This is a genomic window from Actinokineospora sp. NPDC051303 (assembly GCF_055586285.1).
On the sequence record NZ_JBVJIN010000035.1, the window covers coordinates 21,194 to 38,641 of the forward strand.

15 protein-coding genes and 3 pseudogenes are annotated in these 17,448 nt (G+C 69.5%); 11 read left to right on the forward strand and 7 right to left on the reverse strand.

All coding sequences use genetic code 11. From position 1 onward, the window contains the following. Positions 1-82 precede the first annotated feature (82 nt). The 4 genes from ACZ6SD_RS23715 to ACZ6SD_RS23730 all read left to right on the forward strand — a co-directional run bounded on the left by ACZ6SD_RS23715 (position 83) and on the right by ACZ6SD_RS23730 (position 4,716). Positions 83-1,441 (forward strand): TrpB-like pyridoxal phosphate-dependent enzyme, encoded by a 1,359-nt coding sequence (locus ACZ6SD_RS23715; protein ID WP_465319172.1) that lies wholly within the window; start codon positions 83-85, stop codon positions 1,439-1,441. A gap of 640 nt (positions 1,442-2,081) precedes the next feature. Further along, entirely contained in the window at positions 2,082-3,023 is a 942-nt protein-coding gene (locus ACZ6SD_RS23720; RefSeq protein ID WP_465319173.1) for a MetQ/NlpA family ABC transporter substrate-binding protein, read from the forward strand. Positions 3,024-3,030: 7 nt separating this feature from the next. Then, positions 3,031-4,053, forward strand: coding sequence for a methionine ABC transporter ATP-binding protein (locus tag ACZ6SD_RS23725; protein ID WP_465319174.1), 1,023 nt, complete (start codon positions 3,031-3,033; stop codon positions 4,051-4,053). Then, positions 4,054-4,716 (forward strand): methionine ABC transporter permease, encoded by a 663-nt coding sequence (locus ACZ6SD_RS23730; protein WP_465319175.1) that lies wholly within the window; start codon positions 4,054-4,056, stop codon positions 4,714-4,716. It abuts the gene before it with no gap. 32 nt (positions 4,717-4,748) lie between these two features. On the opposite strand, the gene ACZ6SD_RS23735 is transcribed toward ACZ6SD_RS23730, so the two are convergent. Further along, positions 4,749-5,054, reverse strand: a complete 306-nt coding sequence (locus ACZ6SD_RS23735) for a hypothetical protein (RefSeq protein WP_465319176.1) — start codon at positions 5,052-5,054, stop codon at positions 4,749-4,751. A 233-nt stretch (positions 5,055-5,287) separates the two neighbouring features. Here ACZ6SD_RS23735 and ACZ6SD_RS23740 point away from each other — a divergent pair, with 233 nt between their 5' ends. The 4 genes from ACZ6SD_RS23740 to ACZ6SD_RS23755 are packed head-to-tail and all read left to right on the forward strand — an operon-like array spanning position 5,288 to position 9,239. Continuing rightward, a complete protein-coding gene (locus tag ACZ6SD_RS23740; RefSeq protein WP_465319177.1) occupies positions 5,288-5,731 on the forward strand; it encodes a helix-turn-helix transcriptional regulator in 444 nt (147 codons plus the stop codon). Between the two features lie 10 nt (positions 5,732-5,741). Beyond that, positions 5,742-6,152, forward strand: a complete 411-nt coding sequence (locus tag ACZ6SD_RS23745) for a VOC family protein (RefSeq protein WP_465319178.1) — start codon at positions 5,742-5,744, stop codon at positions 6,150-6,152. Between the two features lie 25 nt (positions 6,153-6,177). Next, positions 6,178-8,562, forward strand: coding sequence for an ATP-binding cassette domain-containing protein (locus ACZ6SD_RS23750; protein ID WP_465319179.1), 2,385 nt, complete (start codon positions 6,178-6,180; stop codon positions 8,560-8,562). Between the two features lie 44 nt (positions 8,563-8,606). Further along, entirely contained in the window at positions 8,607-9,239 is a 633-nt protein-coding gene (locus tag ACZ6SD_RS23755) for a class I SAM-dependent methyltransferase (RefSeq protein ID WP_465319180.1), read from the forward strand. Between the two features lie 31 nt (positions 9,240-9,270). Here ACZ6SD_RS23755 and ACZ6SD_RS23760 read toward each other — a convergent pair whose 3' ends face one another. After that, complete coding sequence (locus ACZ6SD_RS23760; RefSeq protein ID WP_465319181.1) at positions 9,271-10,011, reverse strand: DJ-1/PfpI family protein; 741 nt, start codon at positions 10,009-10,011, stop codon at positions 9,271-9,273. Positions 10,012-10,248: 237 nt separating this feature from the next. Here ACZ6SD_RS23760 and ACZ6SD_RS23765 point away from each other — a divergent pair, with 237 nt between their 5' ends. Together ACZ6SD_RS23765 and ACZ6SD_RS23770 are read left to right on the forward strand one after the other, a co-directional pair. Beyond that, positions 10,249-11,913: a tyrosinase family protein gene (locus ACZ6SD_RS23765; RefSeq protein WP_465319182.1), complete on the forward strand. Its 1,665-nt coding sequence runs from the start codon at positions 10,249-10,251 to the stop codon at positions 11,911-11,913. Positions 11,914-12,088: 175 nt separating this feature from the next. Beyond that, positions 12,089-12,541 carry a VOC family protein gene (locus ACZ6SD_RS23770; RefSeq protein WP_465319183.1) on the forward strand — a complete coding sequence of 151 codons (453 nt, stop codon included), beginning with the start codon at positions 12,089-12,091 and terminating at the stop codon, positions 12,539-12,541. A 407-nt stretch (positions 12,542-12,948) separates the two neighbouring features. Here the strand turns inward: ACZ6SD_RS23770 and ACZ6SD_RS23775 are convergent, their stop codons facing one another. Then, complete coding sequence (locus tag ACZ6SD_RS23775) at positions 12,949-13,878, reverse strand: AraC family transcriptional regulator (protein WP_465319184.1); 930 nt, start codon at positions 13,876-13,878, stop codon at positions 12,949-12,951. Positions 13,879-13,958: 80 nt separating this feature from the next. Here ACZ6SD_RS23775 and ACZ6SD_RS23780 point away from each other — a divergent pair, with 80 nt between their 5' ends. Continuing rightward, a complete protein-coding gene (locus ACZ6SD_RS23780; protein WP_465319185.1) occupies positions 13,959-14,804 on the forward strand; it encodes an NAD(P)H-binding protein in 846 nt (281 codons plus the stop codon). A gap of 129 nt (positions 14,805-14,933) precedes the next feature. Here ACZ6SD_RS23780 and ACZ6SD_RS23785 read toward each other — a convergent pair. The 4 genes and pseudogenes from ACZ6SD_RS23785 to ACZ6SD_RS23800 all read right to left on the reverse strand — a co-directional run. Then, positions 14,934-15,068, reverse strand: a pseudogene (locus tag ACZ6SD_RS23785) (metal ABC transporter permease); the annotation flags it as partial. A gap of 18 nt (positions 15,069-15,086) precedes the next feature. After that, a pseudogene (locus ACZ6SD_RS23790) lies at positions 15,087-15,920 on the reverse strand (IS5 family transposase). A gap of 87 nt (positions 15,921-16,007) precedes the next feature. Continuing rightward, positions 16,008-16,727 (reverse strand): metal ABC transporter ATP-binding protein, encoded by a 720-nt coding sequence (locus ACZ6SD_RS23795; protein WP_465319207.1) that lies wholly within the window; start codon positions 16,725-16,727, stop codon positions 16,008-16,010. 11 nt (positions 16,728-16,738) lie between these two features. Then, positions 16,739-16,969, reverse strand: a pseudogene (locus tag ACZ6SD_RS23800) (metal ABC transporter solute-binding protein, Zn/Mn family); the annotation flags it as partial. Between the last annotated feature and the right edge of the window lie 479 nt (positions 16,970-17,448).

Here is a 17,448-nt window from a genome sequence, read left to right on the forward strand (position 1 = left end):
CCAAAGCGCACCGGGTAGCCCTATCCCCGTCGGCGCTGGAGCCCCTAGCGTGTTTCTCAGGCGCGAGTCACTGGAGGCGAGCATGGGCGGTCGCACCAAGTTTCTGCTTGACGAGTCGGACCTGCCGAGCCAGTGGTACAACATCGTCCCCGATTTGCCCGCGCCGCCACCGCCGCCGCTGCACCCGGGAACCAAGGAGCCGGTCGGGCCCGACGACCTGGCGCCGCTTTTCGCGCAAGCGTTGATAGCGCAGGAGATGTCGGGGGAGCGGCACATCGACATCCCCGGCGAGGTCCTCGACGTCTACCGGCTGTGGCGCCCGTCGCCGCTGTTCCGGGCGCACCGCCTTGAGCGCGCGCTGGACACCCCCGCGCGGATTTACTACAAGTACGAGGGCGTCAGCCCGGTCGGCTCGCATAAGGCGAACACCGCTGTCCCACAGGCGTTCTACAACGCGCGGGAGGGCGTGGCCAAGCTGACGACCGAGACCGGCGCTGGCCAGTGGGGCAGCGCCCTCGCGTTCGCCAGCGCCGTTTTCGGTGTGGAGTGCGAGGTCTGGCAGGCCCGCGCGTCCTTCGACCAGAAGCCCTACCGCAAAATGATGATGGAGACCTACGGGGCGACCGTGCACCCAAGCCCGTCCGACCGCACCGCTTTCGGCCGCGCGATCCTCGCCGAACACCCCGACTCCACCGGCAGCCTAGGCATAGCGAGCAGCGAAGCCGTAGCGGCGGCCGTCACCGACCCCGGCGCCCACTACGCGGTGGGCAGCGTGCTCAATCACGTGCTGCTGCACCAAACCGTGATCGGCGAAGAAACCCTCAAGCAGTTCGCGATGGCGGACGACACCCCGGACGTGATCGTCGGCTGCACCGGCGGCGGATCGAACTTCGCAGGCCTGGCCTTCCCCTTCCTCCGAGAAAAACTCGCAGGCCGTATCTCCCCCACGATCCGCGCCGTGGAACCCGCAGCCTGTCCGTCCCTAACCCGAGGCACCTACGCCTACGACTTCGGCGACACAGCGGGCCTGACACCGCTACTCAAGATGCACACCCTGGGCCACAACTTCATCCCCGCCCCCATCCACGCGGGCGGCCTGCGCTACCACGGCATGGCCCCCCTGCTGTCCCACATCCACGACCTGGGCCTGATAGAGGCGGTGGCCATAGGCCAACAGGAATGCTTCGCAGCAGGCATCCGTTTCGCCAGGGCGGAAGGCATCATCCCCGCCCCCGAACCAACCCACGCCCTAGCCGAATGCGTCCGAGAAGCCTTACGCTGCAAGGAAACCGGCGAGGAAAAGGCAATCCTGACCGCACTGTCCGGCCACGCCCACCTGGACCTCCCCGCCTACAGCGCTTACCTCGCAGGCGAAATGCCAGACCACACCCTGCCCAAAGCCGAGATCGACCACACCCTGTCCGACCTACCCGCGCTTTAGCCAGGGCCCATAAGCGGCACTCCCTCCCTCTCTCCACCCACCCTCTCTCCCACCCCGGCGGGTCGGAGGGAAGGCAGTTGGGAGGAGGAAGGGGGCGGGAAGGAAGCCAGCCAGGCAGCGAAAGGAAGCCCAAACAGGCAGCGGAAGGAAGCCGAACCAGGCAGCCGAGTGGGCGGGAGAGCAGGTGGGTGGGCAAGGGCTGCTCCAGGCTCGTGCGGTGGTCCCTCTCACCCCCAGGCTCGTGCGGTCGTCCCCCTCACCCCCAGGCTCGTGCAGTGCTCCCTCTCACCCCCCCAAGCTGCCCGGCCCCTGCCCAGCGCTTGATTGGGTGGAGTGGTTTCTTTGGGGGTGAAGGAAGATCCCTAAACTTGCCGTGGTCGTGGGGCCGAAGGCTCCCCACCCGTCTTTCCCACGACGGGATCTTCCTTCGTAGGGGCCCCAAAGAAACCACTCCACCCAATCAAGCACCCCCCAGAAGCAACCCGCCAGAAGCACCCCCACAAGCCCGTACCACAGCACCCCACTCCAAAGCCGCCAGGCTCAGATTCTGGAACGACTTGGCCCCACCAGTCGCCCCGACACAAGGTGGACCACAGCCGGAGGGACACCCCCATCCGGCAGGTTCCACCGAGAGGGCGCCATGCCAGACCAGAACCCGGCCGAGAACGACCTAGGGCTACCACCCCGCCCACCCAAAAAGAAGACCATCCCGATCGCCATAGCGGTCGTACTGGTCGCAGCAGCCGCAGTCCTCTTCGCCGTCACCAGAAAAGACGACACCGCCGCGAACCGAGTCACCGTCCGCATCGGCACCACAGAAGCGGCAGCCACCTACTGGACCACCTTCAAGCAACTCGCCGACGCGGAAGGAATCACCCTGGAGGTAGTCAACTTCAGCGACTACACCCAGGCCAACCCCGCCCTGTCGCAGCGCCAGATCGACCTCAACCTGTTCCAGCACTTGCTGTTCCTGGCGAACTACAACGTGTCCAACAACGACACCCTCACCCCGATCACCTCGACCTACGTGGTGCCCCTGTCGCTCTACTCCCGCAAGCACACCACCCTGGCCGACATCCCACTCGGCGGCACTGTCGCGATCCCCAACGACCCCACCAACCAGGCGCGCGCGTTGTTGGTGCTGCAACAGGCCGGGCTGGTCAAGCTGACCGGCGGCGGCACGGTCCTGTCCACCCCGGCCGAGGTCGACACCGCGGCGTCGAAGGTCACCGTGACCCCGGTCGACGCCGCGCAGACCGTCGCGGCGCTGCCCTCGGTGGACGCGGCTATCGTGAACAACAACTTCGCGCTCAATGGCGGGCTCGACCCGTCGAAGGCCCTCTTCGGCGACGACCCGGCCAGTCCCGCCGCCGAGCCCTACATCAACGCGATCGTCGCGCGGGCAGCGGACAAGGACAACCCGGCGTATCGCACGGTCGCCCGCCTCTACAAGGACAAGCGGGTCGCGGACCTGGTGCGCGCCGAGTCGAAGGGCACCTCCGTTCTGGTCGACCGGCCGGAGAGCGACCTGACCGCGATCCTGGGCAGGCTCTCCGACACGATCCGCGCCACCCGGCAGTGAGCGGCCCGTGTCCCTGATCGAGTTCAAGAGCGTCACCAAGACCTTCGACGGCGGCGGCCGGGGCGCGGTGCACGCGCTGCGAGAGATCGACCTAGCCATCGACGCGGGCGAGGTTTACGCCATCATCGGCCACTCGGGGGCGGGCAAGAGCACCCTGGTTCGGCTGATCAACGCGCTGGAACGGGTCACCTCGGGCAGTGTGCTGGTTGACGGCACCGATATCAGCACGCTCGGTGAGCGGCGGCTGCGCGAGGTGCGCCTGGGCATCGGGATGATCTTCCAGCAGTTCAACCTGCTGCGCTCGCGCACGGTGTTCGGCAACGTCGCCTACCCGCTGCGGATCGCCCGCTGGCCCAAGAAGGACAGGGAGCGCCGGGTGGCCGAGCTGCTGCGCTTCGTCGGCCTCGCGGACAAGGCGTGGCACTACCCCGACCAGCTCTCCGGCGGGCAGAAGCAGCGGGTCGGCATCGCCCGCGCGCTGGCGACCAACCCGAAGATCCTGCTCGCCGACGAGTCCACCAGCGCGCTGGACCCGGAGACCACCGCCGAGGTGCTGCGCCTGCTCAAGCGGGTGAACACCGAGTTCGGCGTGACCATCGTGGTCATCACCCACGAGATGGAGGTCGTGCGGGAGATCGCGGACCGGGTCGCGGTGCTCGAAGGCGGGCGGGTGATCGAGCACGGCCCCGTCCGGGACGTGTTCGCCGAGCCGAAGCAGCCGACGACGAAGAAGTTCGTGGAGACGGTGGTGCGGGCCCGGCCCGCCGCCGACGACCTGGCCCGGATCCGAGCCAGGCATCCGGGCCGCCTGGTGATCGCGCGGGTGCGCGACGACCAGCGGATCGGGGCCGCGCTGGGGGCCGCGCAAGGCCGCCACGGGGTGCGGTTCGAGATCGTGCACGGCGGCGTCAAGGAACTCGGCGGCGCGTCCTTCGGCAGCCTCACCCTGGAGCTGGTCGGCCCGGACGCGGCCGTGGACGCCCTGATCGCCGACCTGCGCGCGGCCACCGACGTCGAGGAGCTGAGCTGAGTGAAGACCGACTGGGACGTGCTCGGGCCGGTGCTGCTCGACGCCATCGGCCAGACCCTGTGGATGGTGACCGCGACCATCGTCGTCGGCGGCTTCCTCGGCCTGGGCCTCGGCGTCGCGCTCTACACCACCCGACCGGGCGGCCTCCTCGCCAACCGGCCGGTGTTCACCGTGCTCAACGTGCTGGTGAACATCATCCGGCCGATCCCGTTCATCATCTTCGTGACCGCGATCGGCCCGGTGACCATCGCCGTGGTCGGCACCCAGTTGGGCACGGCCGCGGCGACCTTCGCGCTGATCGCCGCCGCCACCTTCGGCATCTCCCGCATTGTCGAGCAGAACCTGGTCACCATCGACCCCGGCGTCATCGAGGCCGCCCGCGCCATGGGCGCCGGGCCGCTGCGGATCATCACCACCCTGCTGGTCCCCGAGGCGCTGGGTCCGCTGATCCTGGGTTACACGTTCGTGTTCGTCGCCGTGGTGGACATGTCGGCGGTGGCGGGCGCGATCGGCGGCGGCGGCCTCGGCGACTTCGCCATCGCCTACGGCTACCAGCGGTTCAACTGGACGGTGACTGCGGTGGCGGTCGCGATCATCATCGTGCTGGTGCAACTCGCCCAGTTCGCGGGCAACCGCCTCGCCCAGCGCGTGCTGCGCCGCTGACCCGACCAGCCCTGTTCCGCCGTTGCCCGTGGTCAGGGACGGGTGGACCGAGCGCAGCCGGTCGCGTGGACCGAGGGCCAGTCCGGGGATATGTCCACGAAGAACTCGGCGTCGGCGCAGTACCACGTCCAGCCGCCCCAGTTGCCGATGTTCTCCAGGGTGAGGTATGCCGGGCCCCGGTAGGGGACCGGCGCGTCGTCGCAGTAGACGGCGGTGATGGTGTCGCCGGTGTAATGGGTGGCCGAGCAGAGCGCGGACGGAACGGCCTCGGCCGTGGCGGCGCCCGCGGGCAGCGCCGAGGCCGCGATCGTCAGCGTCGCGATGACCAGCGCTCTCATGCGTCCTCCAGGTGGTGTCGGTGAGCGGGCTCCCCCGATGCGGGCCCGCACCGATCCTGGGCGCGGCCAGTCTGCCCGCGTGGGGGAACCGGGTTTCTTCACCCGTTCGCGACGAGGCGAGTTCCCACCGTTGCCATGCCGGTTCGCCCGATCGGAGGTCGGGGCGGCTGATGGTGACCAAGCGTAGGGGCGGCGCCGGGAAGGTGTCGGTCCGCTGTGGCACCATCCGGAGGGTGAGCAGCAGACCCGCCGCCGCCCAGCGCCTGAGCGACCTCGCGCGGCTGCGCCGCGTCCGCGACCGGATCGACCGGGAGTACGCGCGGCCGCTGGATGTCGAGGCGCTGGCCCGGGGCGTGAACATGTCCGCAGGGCATCTCAGCCGTCAGTTCCGGCTCGCCTACGGTGAGTCACCGTACGGGTACCTGATGACCCGGCGCATCGAGCGGGCGATGGCGCTGCTGCGGCGCGGCGACCGCAGCGTCACCGAGGTCTGCTTCGAGGTCGGCTGCTCGTCGCTGGGCACCTTCAGCACGCGGTTCACCGAACTGGTCGGCATGCCGCCCAGCGTGTACCGGCGGGAGGCGGCGAGCGCGACCGCCGGGATGCCGTCCTGTGTGTCCAGACAGGTCACCAGACCGGTCAGGAATCGAGAAGCGCCCGCTCCGAGCCGCACATAGCCTGGCCGCCATGGACATCACCATTCACGCGAGCTTCCTCCCGCACGACGACCCGGACGCGGCCCTGGCCTTCTACCGCGACACGCTCGGCTTCGAGGTCCGCAACGACGTCGGCTACGCCGGGATGCGCTGGCTCACCGTCGGCCCGGTCGGCCAGCCCGGCACCTCCATCGTGCTGCACCCGCCCGCCGCGGACCCCGGCGTCACCGAAGACGAGCGCCGCACCATCACCGAGATGATGGCCAAGGGCACCTACGCGGGCATCCTGCTGGCCACCCCCGATCTGGACGACACCTTCGCGCGGCTCCAGGCGAGCACCGCCGAGGTCGTCCAGGAGCCGACCGAGCAGCCCTACGGCGTGCGCGACTGCGCCGTCCGCGACCCCGCGGGCAACCTGATCCGCATCCAGGAACGGCGCTGAGCCCGGTCTGAGAGGGACACACCCGATGAGCAAGGCCACACGGCACGCGGCGGACAGCCATGACCTGATCCGCGTGCGGGGCGCCCGCGAGAACAACCTCAAAGACGTCAGCGTCGAGATCCCCAAGCGCAGGCTGACGGTGTTCACCGGCGTCTCCGGCTCCGGCAAGAGCTCGCTGGTGTTCGGCACGATCGCCGCCGAGTCGCAGCGGATGATCAACGAGACCTACAGCGCGTTCGTGCAGGGGTTCATGCCGACGCTGGCGCGGCCGGAGGTCGACGTGCTCGACGGCCTGACGACCGCGATCATCGTGGACCAGGAGCGGATCGGCGCCAACGCCCGCTCCACCGTCGGCACGGTCACCGACGCCAACGCGATGCTGCGCATCCTGTTCAGCAGGCTCGGGCAGCCGCACATCGGCCCGCCCAACGCGTACTCGTTCAACGTCCCCTCGGTCAAGGCCAGCGGCGCGATCACCGTCGAGCGCGGCGCGGGCAAGACCAAGACCGAGAAGGCGACCTTCACCCGCCTCGGCGGCATGTGCCCGCGCTGCGAGGGCATGGGCAACGTGACCGACTTCGACCTGTCCCAGCTCTATGACGACGGCAAGTCGCTCAACGAGGGCGCGCTCACCGTCCCCGGCTACAGCATGGACGGCTGGTACGGCCGCATCTTCCGCGGCTGCGGCTTCTTCGACCCGGACAAGCCGATCCGCAAGTACACCAAGCGGGAACTGCACGACCTGCTCCACAAGGACCCGACGAAGATCAAGGTCGACGGGATCAACCTGACCTACGAGGGACTGATCCCCAAGATCCAGAAGTCGTTCCTGGCCAAGGACGTCGACGCGCTGCAGCCGCACATCCGGGCGTTCGTGGAGCGGGCCGTCACCTTCACGGTCTGCCCCGACTGCGCCGGGACCCGGCTCAGCGCGGAGGCCCGGTCGTCCAAGGTCGCGGGCATCAACATCGCCGACGCGTGCGCGATGCAGATCAGCGACCTGGCCGACTGGGTGCGCGGCCTTGACGAGCCGTCGGTGGCGCCGCTGCTCGCCGCGCTCGGGCACAGCCTCGACTCGTTCGTGGAGATCGGGCTGGGCTACCTGTCGCTCGACCGCCCTTCGGGCACCCTGTCCGGCGGCGAGGCGCAGCGCACCAAGATGATCCGCCACCTCGGCTCGTCGCTCACCGACGTCACCTATGTCTTCGATGAGCCAACCATCGGCCTGCACCCGCACGACATCGCGCGGATGAACGACCTGCTGCTGGCGTTGCGGGACAAGGGGAACACGGTGCTCATGGTGGAGCACAAGCCGGAGGCGATCGCCATCGCCGACCACGTGGTCGACCTCGGCCCCGGCGCTGGCTCGGCGGGCGGCGAGGTGTGCTTCGAGGGCACCGTCGCCGGGCTGCGGGCCAGCGGCACGATCACCGGCCGCCACCTGGACGACCGCGCCGCTCTCAAGGAGACGGTGCGCGAACCCCAGGGGGCGCTGGAGATCCGCGGCGCCAGCGCCAACAACCTGCGCGACGTCGATGTGGACATTCCGCTGGGCGTGCTGGTGGTGGTGACCGGGGTGGCTGGGTCGGGCAAGAGTTCGCTGATTCACGGTTCGGTCGCCGGGCGCGAGGGCGTGGTGTCGGTCGACCAGACCCAGATCCGCGGCTCGCGCAGGAGCAACCCGGCCACCTACACCGGCCTGCTTGAGCCGATCCGCAAGGCGTTCGCCAAGGCCAACGGCGTGAAGCCCGCGCTGTTCAGCGCCAACTCGGCGGGCGCCTGCCCCACCTGCAACGGCGCGGGCGTCATCTACACCGACCTGGCGATGATGGCGGGTGTGGCGACCGTCTGCGACGAGTGCGAGGGCAAGCGGTTCCAGGCGTCGGTGCTGGAGTACCGCCTCGGCGGTCGGGACATCAGCGAGGTGCTGGCCATGTCGGTCGCCGAGGCAGAGGAGTTCTTCGGCGCGGGCGAGGCGCGCACACCGGCCGCGCACGCCATCCTCGACCGGCTCGCCGACGTCGGCCTCGGCTATCTGCGCCTTGGCCAGCCCCTCACCACCCTTTCCGGCGGCGAGCGGCAGCGGCTCAAGCTGGCCACCCGCATGGGCGAGAAGGGCGGCGTCTACATCCTCGACGAGCCCACCACCGGCCTGCACCTCGCCGACGTCGAGCAGTTGCTCGGCTTGCTCGACCGCTTGGTCGACTCCGGCAAGTCGGTCATCGTCATCGAGCACCACCAGGCCGTCATGGCCCACGCCGACTGGATCATCGACCTCGGCCCCGGCGCGGGCCACGACGGCGGCAGCGTCGTCTTCGAGGGAGTCCCCGCCGACCTCGTCGCCGCCCGCTCCACCCTCACCGGCGAACACCTCGCGGACTACGTCGGCGCGATAAAGCGCGCTGGTTGACGCGGTCCCTCAGGCCCGCCGCGCGGCGGGCTAACCTGCCGGACATGGACGACACGGCAGCGGACCCGCCTGGGCTGGCCGCGCGGTGGGACGACGCGTACGGCCACGGCGACGTCACGCGCAGTTGGTATCAGGCCGAGCCCAGCGGGTCGCTGCGGATGTTCGAGCGCTGCGGGGTCGAGCCAGCCGACAGCGTGGTCGACGTCGGCGCCGGGGCGTCCACCCTGGTCGACGCGCTGCTCGCCCGCGGGCACGGCGACGTGACGGTGCTCGACATCTCGGCGGTCGGGCTGGACACCGCGCGGCGGCGGCTCGGCGCGGCCGCCGACGGGGTCCACTGGCTCGTGCGCGACCTGCTCGCGTGGCGGCCGGAGCGCGCCTACCGGGTGTGGCACGACCGTGCGGTGTTCCACTTCCTCACCACCGACGAGGCGCGCGGCCAGTACCTCCGGGTTCTGCGCGCGGCGACCGCGCCCGGCTCGGTCACGGTGTTCGCCACGTTCGCGCCGGACGGCCCACAACGCTGCTCGGGGCTTCCCGTCGCCCGGTACAGCGCGGCGGAATTGGCCGCGGTGCTCGGCGAGCGCTGGCTGCCCGTCGCCGATGACCGCGAACGGCACAGCACCCCGTCCGGCGCGGTGCAGCCCTTCACCTGGGCCGCGTTCCGCCGCGCCTGAACCGGTTTTCCGCTCTGTCGCTTGTGGACGGTCAGGTGCGCTGTTCCCGGCGCAGGAACTCCCGGAGCCTGCGCCCCTGCCGGGTGCGCACGGTCAGCGGCTCCTCGTGCCGGGGCGGGGGAATGTCGCGGGGGACCGGCGGCAGCGTCTCCATGATCTCGCGGGCGCGGTCCCGGGCGGCGTCGGAGGCGGTGGTGGGCGATCCCGCGTGGAACGGCGGCTGCGGGTCGTACTGGACGATGAGTTGGATCGCCTCCGCGGTGACCTGGTCGGTGACGCGGGCGACGAGGGCCAGGGCCATGTCGATGCCCGCGGAGACACCCGCCGAGGTGATGATCCGGTGCCGTTCCTGGAAAACCACCCGGTCGGGGAGGTAGCGGACGCCGTATTTCTGCAACTGCTGGGCCGCGACCCAGTGGGTGGTGGCGTCAAGGCCCTCGTACAGAATGTCCGCGGCGCACAGGATCAGGGCGCCGGTGCAGACCGACGTCGTCCAGAGGGTCGTGGGGTGGACCGCGGCGAGCCAGCGCACCAGGCCCTCTTCCGGGTTGCGCGCGTCCGGGCCGCCGGGGACGACGAGGATGTCGCAGGAATCGATGTCGTCCAGCGCGGCGTCCGCGGTGATCGCCAGAACCTGGCTGTCCGCGCGGACCGGCCCCGGTCGGGCCGCGGCGAAAACCACCTCGGCTCCGGGCATGAGGCGCAGCACCTCGTAGGGGCCGACGGCGTCGAGCGCGGTGAAACCGGGATAAAGCGGGATCACGATACGCATGTGAGTCCTTCCCTGGCCTCGCGGCACGCCGCGGCTTTTCGGCCGCGGGCAGAACTGAACGCTGGGACAAGACAACGACACCACGATCCGCCGCGGACCGTCCATGCCACGATGCGGTGATAGTGAGGTTCACGCGATGGGAGGAGGTTGATCCGTAATTCTGGTGCGGGTGTCCGCGGTGGTCTAGGCAGGAAATGAGGACGGACGAGTTTCTCGCACTGCCGGAGGAGGACTGACATGACCGCGGGCACCACGACGCAAGCCGCGACCGTCGACGGGGCGAAACAGGCCACGAGGACACGCAAGTCCATCGATGCGATGACCCAGACCGAGTTGGACAAACTGGTCCGCGCGTGGCGGGGGATTGCGAAACTGGACCCGGAGAACGACAAGTCCTTCTTCACACTGAGCGGCTATCACGGCGAGCCCTTCCGCGGCGCGGGATGGGGCGACAGCGCCTATTGGGGCGGCTACTGCAACCACGGCAACGTCCTTTTCCCCACCTGGCACCGGGTGTACCTGCTGAAACTGGAGGAGGCGCTGCGCGCCGTCGAGGGCTGCGCGGACGTGACGCTTCCCTACTGGGACGAGACCAGCAAGCGCTCCCGCGAACACGGGATTCCGAAGGTGCTCACCGACAAGAAATACAAGTTCTCCGACACCGGCGAGACCGTGGACAACCCGCTGTATTCCTACGTCTTGCAGAAGAACATCGTCGACCACCGCAGCATGAAGCCCGACGCGAACTACAGCAAACCGGCTGGATACGAGACCGTGCGCTATCCGCTTTCCGGTCTGGTGGGCACCCCGGAAGATCGGGAGAAGACCGAACAGCACAACAAGAAATACGAGAAAGACGCCGTCAACCTGTTGAACAAGAACATCGTGACCTGGCTGACCGCGGTGCCCATGGCCGACGGCAAACCCATCCACTCCGGCCTGGTGTACGAGAAATACCGCAAATGCCTGAAAGCGCCCAACTACACGGTCTTCTCCAACACCACCTCCGCCGCGGCCTGGAATGACAACAACGATCCCGTCGTCCCCCTGGAAAGCCCGCACAACGCCATCCACCTCGCGGTCGGCGGGTTCGACGTGCCGAAACAGAAGAACTTCTCACCGATCCGCGGCGCCAACGGCGACATGGGCGAGAACGAGACGGCGAGCTTCGACCCGATTTTCTACCTGCACCACTGCTTCATCGACCTGGTGTTCTGGCTGTGGCAGGAGAAGCACAAGGCCACCGACAAGCTGGAGATCATCCCCGGCTTTCCGGGCACCAACTCCGTGGACGAACAGGGCCCCACCCCCGGCACACCGCCCAACTCCTGGCTCAACGACACCTCGCCGCTGGACCCGTTCAAGAAGCCCAACGGCGAGTGGTACACCGCCAAGGACTGCGTCCACATCGAGAAACAGCTCGGGTACAAGTACGACTACAAGGGCGAGCTGCTGGATCCCGACGTCGCCACCGCCACCCCCTCGGGCCAGGCCATCTACGTCACCGGCATCGACCGGACCAAGATCAGGGGCTCCTTCCTCATCTCGGCCTTCGCCGAACTCGACGGCGAACAGCAGCTCATCGACACCGAGCCGGTCCTGAGCCGCTGGCACGTCGAAGGATGCGCGAACTGCCAGACCCACCTGCGCTCGTCGGCCACCTTCCCCCTCCCCGCTGAACTGGTCGGCGCGGACGGCGCCCGAGCACTGACCGCGGACGCCGACGTCACGCTGAAAGTCCACATCACCACCCACACCTCTACCGACGCCGAAGCCCCCCAGACTCTGACCCCCGCCTTGGGCGCCCTCGCCACCCCGCTCACCTACACCGCCGACAGCGGAGCGGAAACCGAGGCCCCGTTCTTCGCCGAAGTCCGCGCTGTTCCTCCAGCGGGCGGGTGAGCCCAGGTTCTTGGCGCGGCCCCGACCGGACGTTCCTGGTCGGGGCCCGCGGACGTGTCCCCACCGCAGCGGAGAAGGCCGAACCCGGCGAGAGTCCCGGTCGTTCTCGGCTGAACGTCCTTTGTGCCCCCTCGCCGTCGAGCGAACAGTCGGTGCTCTCCCGTATAACCGGCGCATGACACTGCACTGGAAACTCGTGATCGACACCTCGGACGCGCCGGTCCTCGCCGACTTCTGGGCCGCCGCGCTCGGCTACGAGGTGGAAGACCCCAGCGCCCTGATCGCCAACCTCCTCGCCGCGGGCCACCTCGACAAGACCGCCGTCGCCGAACACCGCGGCCGCCAGACCTTCCGCGGCTTCGCCGCCATCCGCCACCCAGACGACCCCTTCGACCCGGTCACCGGCGTCGGCCAGGGCCGCAGGCTCCTGTTCCAGGACGTCCCGGAGCCCAAGACGACCAAGAACCGCCTGCACATCGACATCCACAGCGATCCCGAAGCCCTCCCCGCCCTCGTAGACCGCCTTGAGTCACTCGGCGCGACCCGAGTCCAGGAAATCGACAAGGGCCCAGCAGGCCACTGGTGGGTAATGCGCGACCCGGAAGGCAACGAGTTCTGCGCCGCCTAGCCGCCGTTCGGTCAACCCCCTCAGACGCGCGTTCTGCCGCTGTTCACGGATGTGCTCGTCACGGGCTAGGAACAGCTCGCATGCCGAGGCAAGCCTGACCGCGGTCAAGCGCCCGCTCCGCGAAGTCCTTGTCCCGCGACCATGCCGGACAGCCTGGCGAGGCGAGCTACCCGCGCGCGGTGTCGCAGGCCAAACACCGGTCCTCGGTGAGCGGTATGACGGTTTCCACCTCGACTACGCGGACGTCGATCTCGCCGATCTGGCGTGGGACACGTCGGTGTGCTCTGGCAACACCTTGTGCCACAAGGAGAACTACCCGAGGCCGCGGTAGATGAAAGGCACGTGGGACGGTGGCGGCGTGCTGTCGGTGTGGTCGGCCAGGCCACCGGCGGGTCGGGTAGCGGGCATCAACCCGCCCGCCATCCCAGCTCCGGGCTCCGGTGGTCGCTGGGCCGGGTGCCACGCAGCCGCTTGAACGCCACGCTCAGCGCGAAAGCGTTGGCGTAGCCCACCTTTCGCGCGATCGTGCCCACTGTGTGGTCGGTTGTGCGCAGCAGGTCCGCGGCCAGGGTGATCCGCCAGTCCGCGAGATAGGACATCGGCGGTTCGCCGACCAGCGCGGTGAACCGCCGGGCGAGCGCGGCCCGGGACACCCCCACCTTGGCCGCCAGGTCCGCCACGGTCCACGGGTGAGCTGGGGTGTCGTGCAGCAGCCGCAGCGCGGTGCCCGCGATCGGGTCGTCCAGCGCGCGGCACCACGCCGGGGCGTCGGCCTCCGGGTTGTCGAACCAATTGCGCAGCGCGGAAACCAGCATCAGGTCCAGCAGCCGGTCCAGCACTAGTTGCTGTCCCGGCCGGTCCCTGGCTACCTCCTCGGCCACCGCCTCCACCGACGGATAGGGACTGCCTGCGGCGGGGACCACCAGCACGGCGGGCAGGGCCCGCAGGAGCCGCTCGCTGAGCTCGCCCCGGCGCTCGAAGGCTCCACTGACCAGCACGGCCGCTTCGTCGGCCGGTGTTCCACACGTCCTGGCGGGCTCGACGCCCTCGGCCCCCGGGCAGTAGTCGGCGCTGGTCACCACCAGCGAAGGGGTGGTCGCGGGGTCGTCGGCCACCGTGTAGGGCGCGTCACCGCGCACGACGGCGATGTCGCCGACACCGATGGGCACCGGCTCGTGCTCGTCCGGGACGATCCAGGCCCGGCCGCGCAGCATCGTGGCCAGGGTCAGCGGGGCTCCGCTGGCCATCCGCAGCGCCCACGGCGGCCGCACGACCGCCTGCCGGAAGACCGCGCCGCGCGCCCGTACCTCCGCCAACAGTTCCGACACGGCATCCACGTCACCATCATAGACGTCCGGACATCAATCGGAGTGCCCTAGCCATGGAACGTCTCGGTTCGCGCGGGTTGACTGGAACCATGTCTGAAAACCCCATCCTCGTCACCGGGGCGACCGGCAAGTCCGGCCGCCGCGTCGTCAGCCAACTGCGGGCCAAGGGGCTGCCGGTTCGCGCGGCCGCCCGCCACGGTGAGCACGTCTTCGACTGGACCGACAGCGACACCTGGGACGCCGCGCTGGAGGGCGCGAGTTCCGCCTACATCGTGCAACTGGACGGCACGAATCTGGTGCGATCGTTTGTCGAGCGGGCGGTGAAGCACGGGTTGCGGCGTCTCGTCCTGGCCTCCGGCCGCGGAATCGACAATCCGGACTACGCGACGGACAGCAACGGCATCCTCGACGGCATCCTCGACGCCGAGGCCGCCGTCCGGGAGAGCGGTCTGGAGTGGACGATCAGCAGGCCGGGCTGGTTCGCGCAGAACTTCAGCGAGGGCTTCTTCGCCGACGCCATCCGCGCGGGCGAGCTGCGGCTGCCCGCGGGCGAGGGCGCCGCCAGCTTCATCGACGCCTATGACATCGCCGCGGTGGTGGTCGCCGCGCTCACCGAGGACAAGCACTCGGGCCAGATCTACGAGCTGTCCGGCCCTCGCGCGGTGCCGCTGGCCGAGGCGGTCGCCACGATCTCCGGGGCCGCGGGCCGCGAGATCCGCTACGTGCCCCTGTCGGTCGAGGAGTACGTCGCGGAACTCGTCGCGCAGGGATTGTCGCCAGAAGACGCCAACGCCTTCGCCGACATGGTCGAGCCCCTGCGGAAGGGCACGGACGAGTACCTCTCCGACGGCGTGCAGCGCGCCCTCGGCCGCCCGCCGCGGACCTTCGCCGAGTTCGCCAAGGCCACGGCGGAAGAAGGCGGTTGGGCTGTGTGACCGCGTCGTGGTTCCCGACCGGGTGATCGCAGGCGGCTCTGGCGCCTCCCGTGCCGGGAGGCGCCACGCCGTCGGCTTCGCCGACCACGCCTCGCGGCCCTTGCCGCCCATGTGTCTGTCGCAGTCCTGCACGTAAGCCAGCACGACACCGGGCAGCACGGCGTGCCGCGTCCCCATCAGAGACCAGCCGATGAGCACGAGCCAGCAGGACAGCACCGCGCACACGGCGGCGGCGATGACCGTGGCGGCCAGGGCGCGGACCATGAACCCTTAGACCGCATCTCATTTGGGGTTGTTGGGGGTCAAAAGATCCAGTTTGACGGCTCGGCGGTAGCAGATCACCGCGCAGGCCAGTTGGGCGAAGCCCAGGAAGTGGGCGGCCTTGCGCTCGTAGCGACGCGCCAGGCGACGGAAGCGGGAAACCCACTCCAGGGTCCGTTCGATGACGTACCGGTGGCGTCCCAGCCGCTTGGCCGACTCGATGCCCCGGCGGGCGATCCGGGCGATGATGCCCCGTCGGCGCAGCGCCTTTCGGCAGGTCGCATAGTCGTAGCCCTTGTCCGCGTGCAGCTTGCGCGGCCGACGCCGAGGCCGTCCGACCGACCCGGCGACCGGCGCGACCTCATCGACCACCGCCTCGAACGTCAAGTGGTCGCCTGCGGTTGGCCCCGGAGACGACCACGGACAGCGGGAGACCACCGCGCTCGCTCATCGCGTGAATCTTCGAGCCCGGCTTGCCTCGGTCGACCGGGCTGGGACCGGTCAGGTCCCCCCTTTTACCGCCCTGACCTGCATGGCGTCCACCGACGCCCGTGACCAGTCGATCGCACCGGCACAACCGAGCAGATCCAGCATCATCTGGTGCAGCCGGGTGAACACTTCCGCCTCGACCCACTCGGTGAACCGGCGATGCGCGGTCGCGGCACTGACCCCGAACGAGGCAGGCAGCGCAGACCAGGCACAACCGGTTTGCAGCACGTACAGGACCGCGGCCAGCACCGCACGGTCGTCCAACCGGCGTCGACCTCCGCCCTGGTGGCGTTGCGGCGCATCGGGCAACAGCGAGTACGCCAGCAGCCACAACGGCTCCGGGCACCACTTCTCCACATCCGTCATCGTTGATCAACGATATCGCCCACCCAGCAACACACCCAAATGAGATGCGGTCTTAGGTCAGCGGCTCGACAAGCAGCTCGTACCCGTTCACACCGACTCCTCGTCGCGGGCGGCGGCCACGTCGAGCCCGAACGCGCGGAGCAGGTGCTCCGGCCGCAGCACCTCCTGCGGCGGGCCGTGCGCCAGGACGCGGCGCATCAGCAGCACCGCGTCGTCGGCGAGGCCGGGCAGCGCGTGCAGGTCGTGGGTGGACACCAGCACCGTGGCGCCGTTCGCGGCCAGTTCCCGCAGCAGCCGGGTGATCGTGGCCTCCGACCGCTTGTCCACGCTCGCGAACGGCTCGTCCAGCAGCAGCACACGAGCCTCCTGCGCGATGCCCCGCGCGACGAACGCGCGTTTGCGCTGCCCGCCGGAGAGCCTGCCGATCTGCCGGTCGGTGAGGCCGACTTTGTCCAGCGCCCGGTCGAAGGCCTCGTGGTCCGCGCGGCGCGGGCGGCGGGTGAAGCCGCACCGGCCGTGCCGCCCCGTCATGACCACGTCCCGCACCGACACGGGGAACGCCCAGTCCACCGCTTCGCTCTGCGGCACGTAGCCGATCACGCCCGCCCGCCGGGCCGCCCACGGCGACCCGCCCGCGACGCGCACGTCACCCCGGTCCGGCCGCACCAGCCCGATGATCGCCTTGAACAGGGTCGACTTCCCCGATCCGTTCACGCCCACGAGCCCGCACACCCGGCCGGGCGCCAACGCCAGGGTGACGCCGTCGAGCGCGAGCACGTCGCCGTAGTGGACGGTCACGTCCAGCATCTCGACCGCGCTCACCCGAGGTTCCCCGTCAGGGCCGCGGCGATGGTCCGCGCGTCGTGCCGGATCAGGTCGAGGTAGGTGGGCACGGGACCACCCGGCTCGGACAGCGAGTCCACGTAGAGCACGCCGCCGAACGCGGCCCCGGTCGCCGCGGCGACCTGTCGCATCGCCGCGTCGGAGACGGTGGACTCGCAGAACACCGCGGGCACCGCGGCGGCCCGCACAAAGTCGATCACCCGCGTTTGCCCGCAGGCACCGCTTTCAGCGCCGCGACCAACCCTCCCACAGGCGGTGGCCAACACCGCACACAAGATAACCGCGTAGGCGACGCGGAGGAGTTTCGGCAGGATCGGACCATAAAGTGCGACGCGAGCGCCATCTCGGTCGTCTCGGTGGCCCACGTGCTCCAGCTGACGTTGTCGGGTCAGTGCCCGCAGGTGGCGGTGCGGTGCGCGCAGGAGCCGATGAAGGTTCGGGCGGCCATCCGGATCGCCGTCGATTTCACTCTCGGATTGCCGCGGTAAACATCACTCGACGCTGGGTGGAGTAGGCTGCATGGTTCTTGCCCGGTCGCCAAGCCACCCTCTCAAGTATCGAGTGACGCACGAAGTCGACGGATGGTCCGCAGAACCTCCTCGCGGTGCTTCGCGGACTTTATCCACGCAGGCAAACGCGCCAGCATGCTCATACTGCCGGGACACGCGCGACGCTCACGCAGCCG

Coding starts and splice junctions, on each gene's coding strand:
- ACZ6SD_RS23715 (WP_465319172.1), top strand. CDS start 83: ATGGGCGGTCGCACCAAGTTTCTGCTTGACGAGTCGGACCTGCCGAGC.
- ACZ6SD_RS23720 (WP_465319173.1), top strand. CDS start 2,082: ATGCCAGACCAGAACCCGGCCGAGAACGACCTAGGGCTACCACCCCGC.
- ACZ6SD_RS23735 (WP_465319176.1), bottom strand. CDS start 5,054: ATGAGAGCGCTGGTCATCGCGACGCTGACGATCGCGGCCTCGGCGCTG.
- ACZ6SD_RS23745 (WP_465319178.1), top strand. CDS start 5,742: ATGGACATCACCATTCACGCGAGCTTCCTCCCGCACGACGACCCGGAC.
- ACZ6SD_RS23750 (WP_465319179.1), top strand. CDS start 6,178: ATGAGCAAGGCCACACGGCACGCGGCGGACAGCCATGACCTGATCCGC.
- ACZ6SD_RS23755 (WP_465319180.1), top strand. CDS start 8,607: ATGGACGACACGGCAGCGGACCCGCCTGGGCTGGCCGCGCGGTGGGAC.
- ACZ6SD_RS23760 (WP_465319181.1), bottom strand. CDS start 10,011: ATGCGTATCGTGATCCCGCTTTATCCCGGTTTCACCGCGCTCGACGCC.
- ACZ6SD_RS23765 (WP_465319182.1), top strand. CDS start 10,249: ATGACCGCGGGCACCACGACGCAAGCCGCGACCGTCGACGGGGCGAAA.
- ACZ6SD_RS23770 (WP_465319183.1), top strand. CDS start 12,089: ATGACACTGCACTGGAAACTCGTGATCGACACCTCGGACGCGCCGGTC.
- ACZ6SD_RS23780 (WP_465319185.1), top strand. CDS start 13,959: ATGTCTGAAAACCCCATCCTCGTCACCGGGGCGACCGGCAAGTCCGGC.
- ACZ6SD_RS23795 (WP_465319207.1), bottom strand. CDS start 16,727: ATGCTGGACGTGACCGTCCACTACGGCGACGTGCTCGCGCTCGACGGC.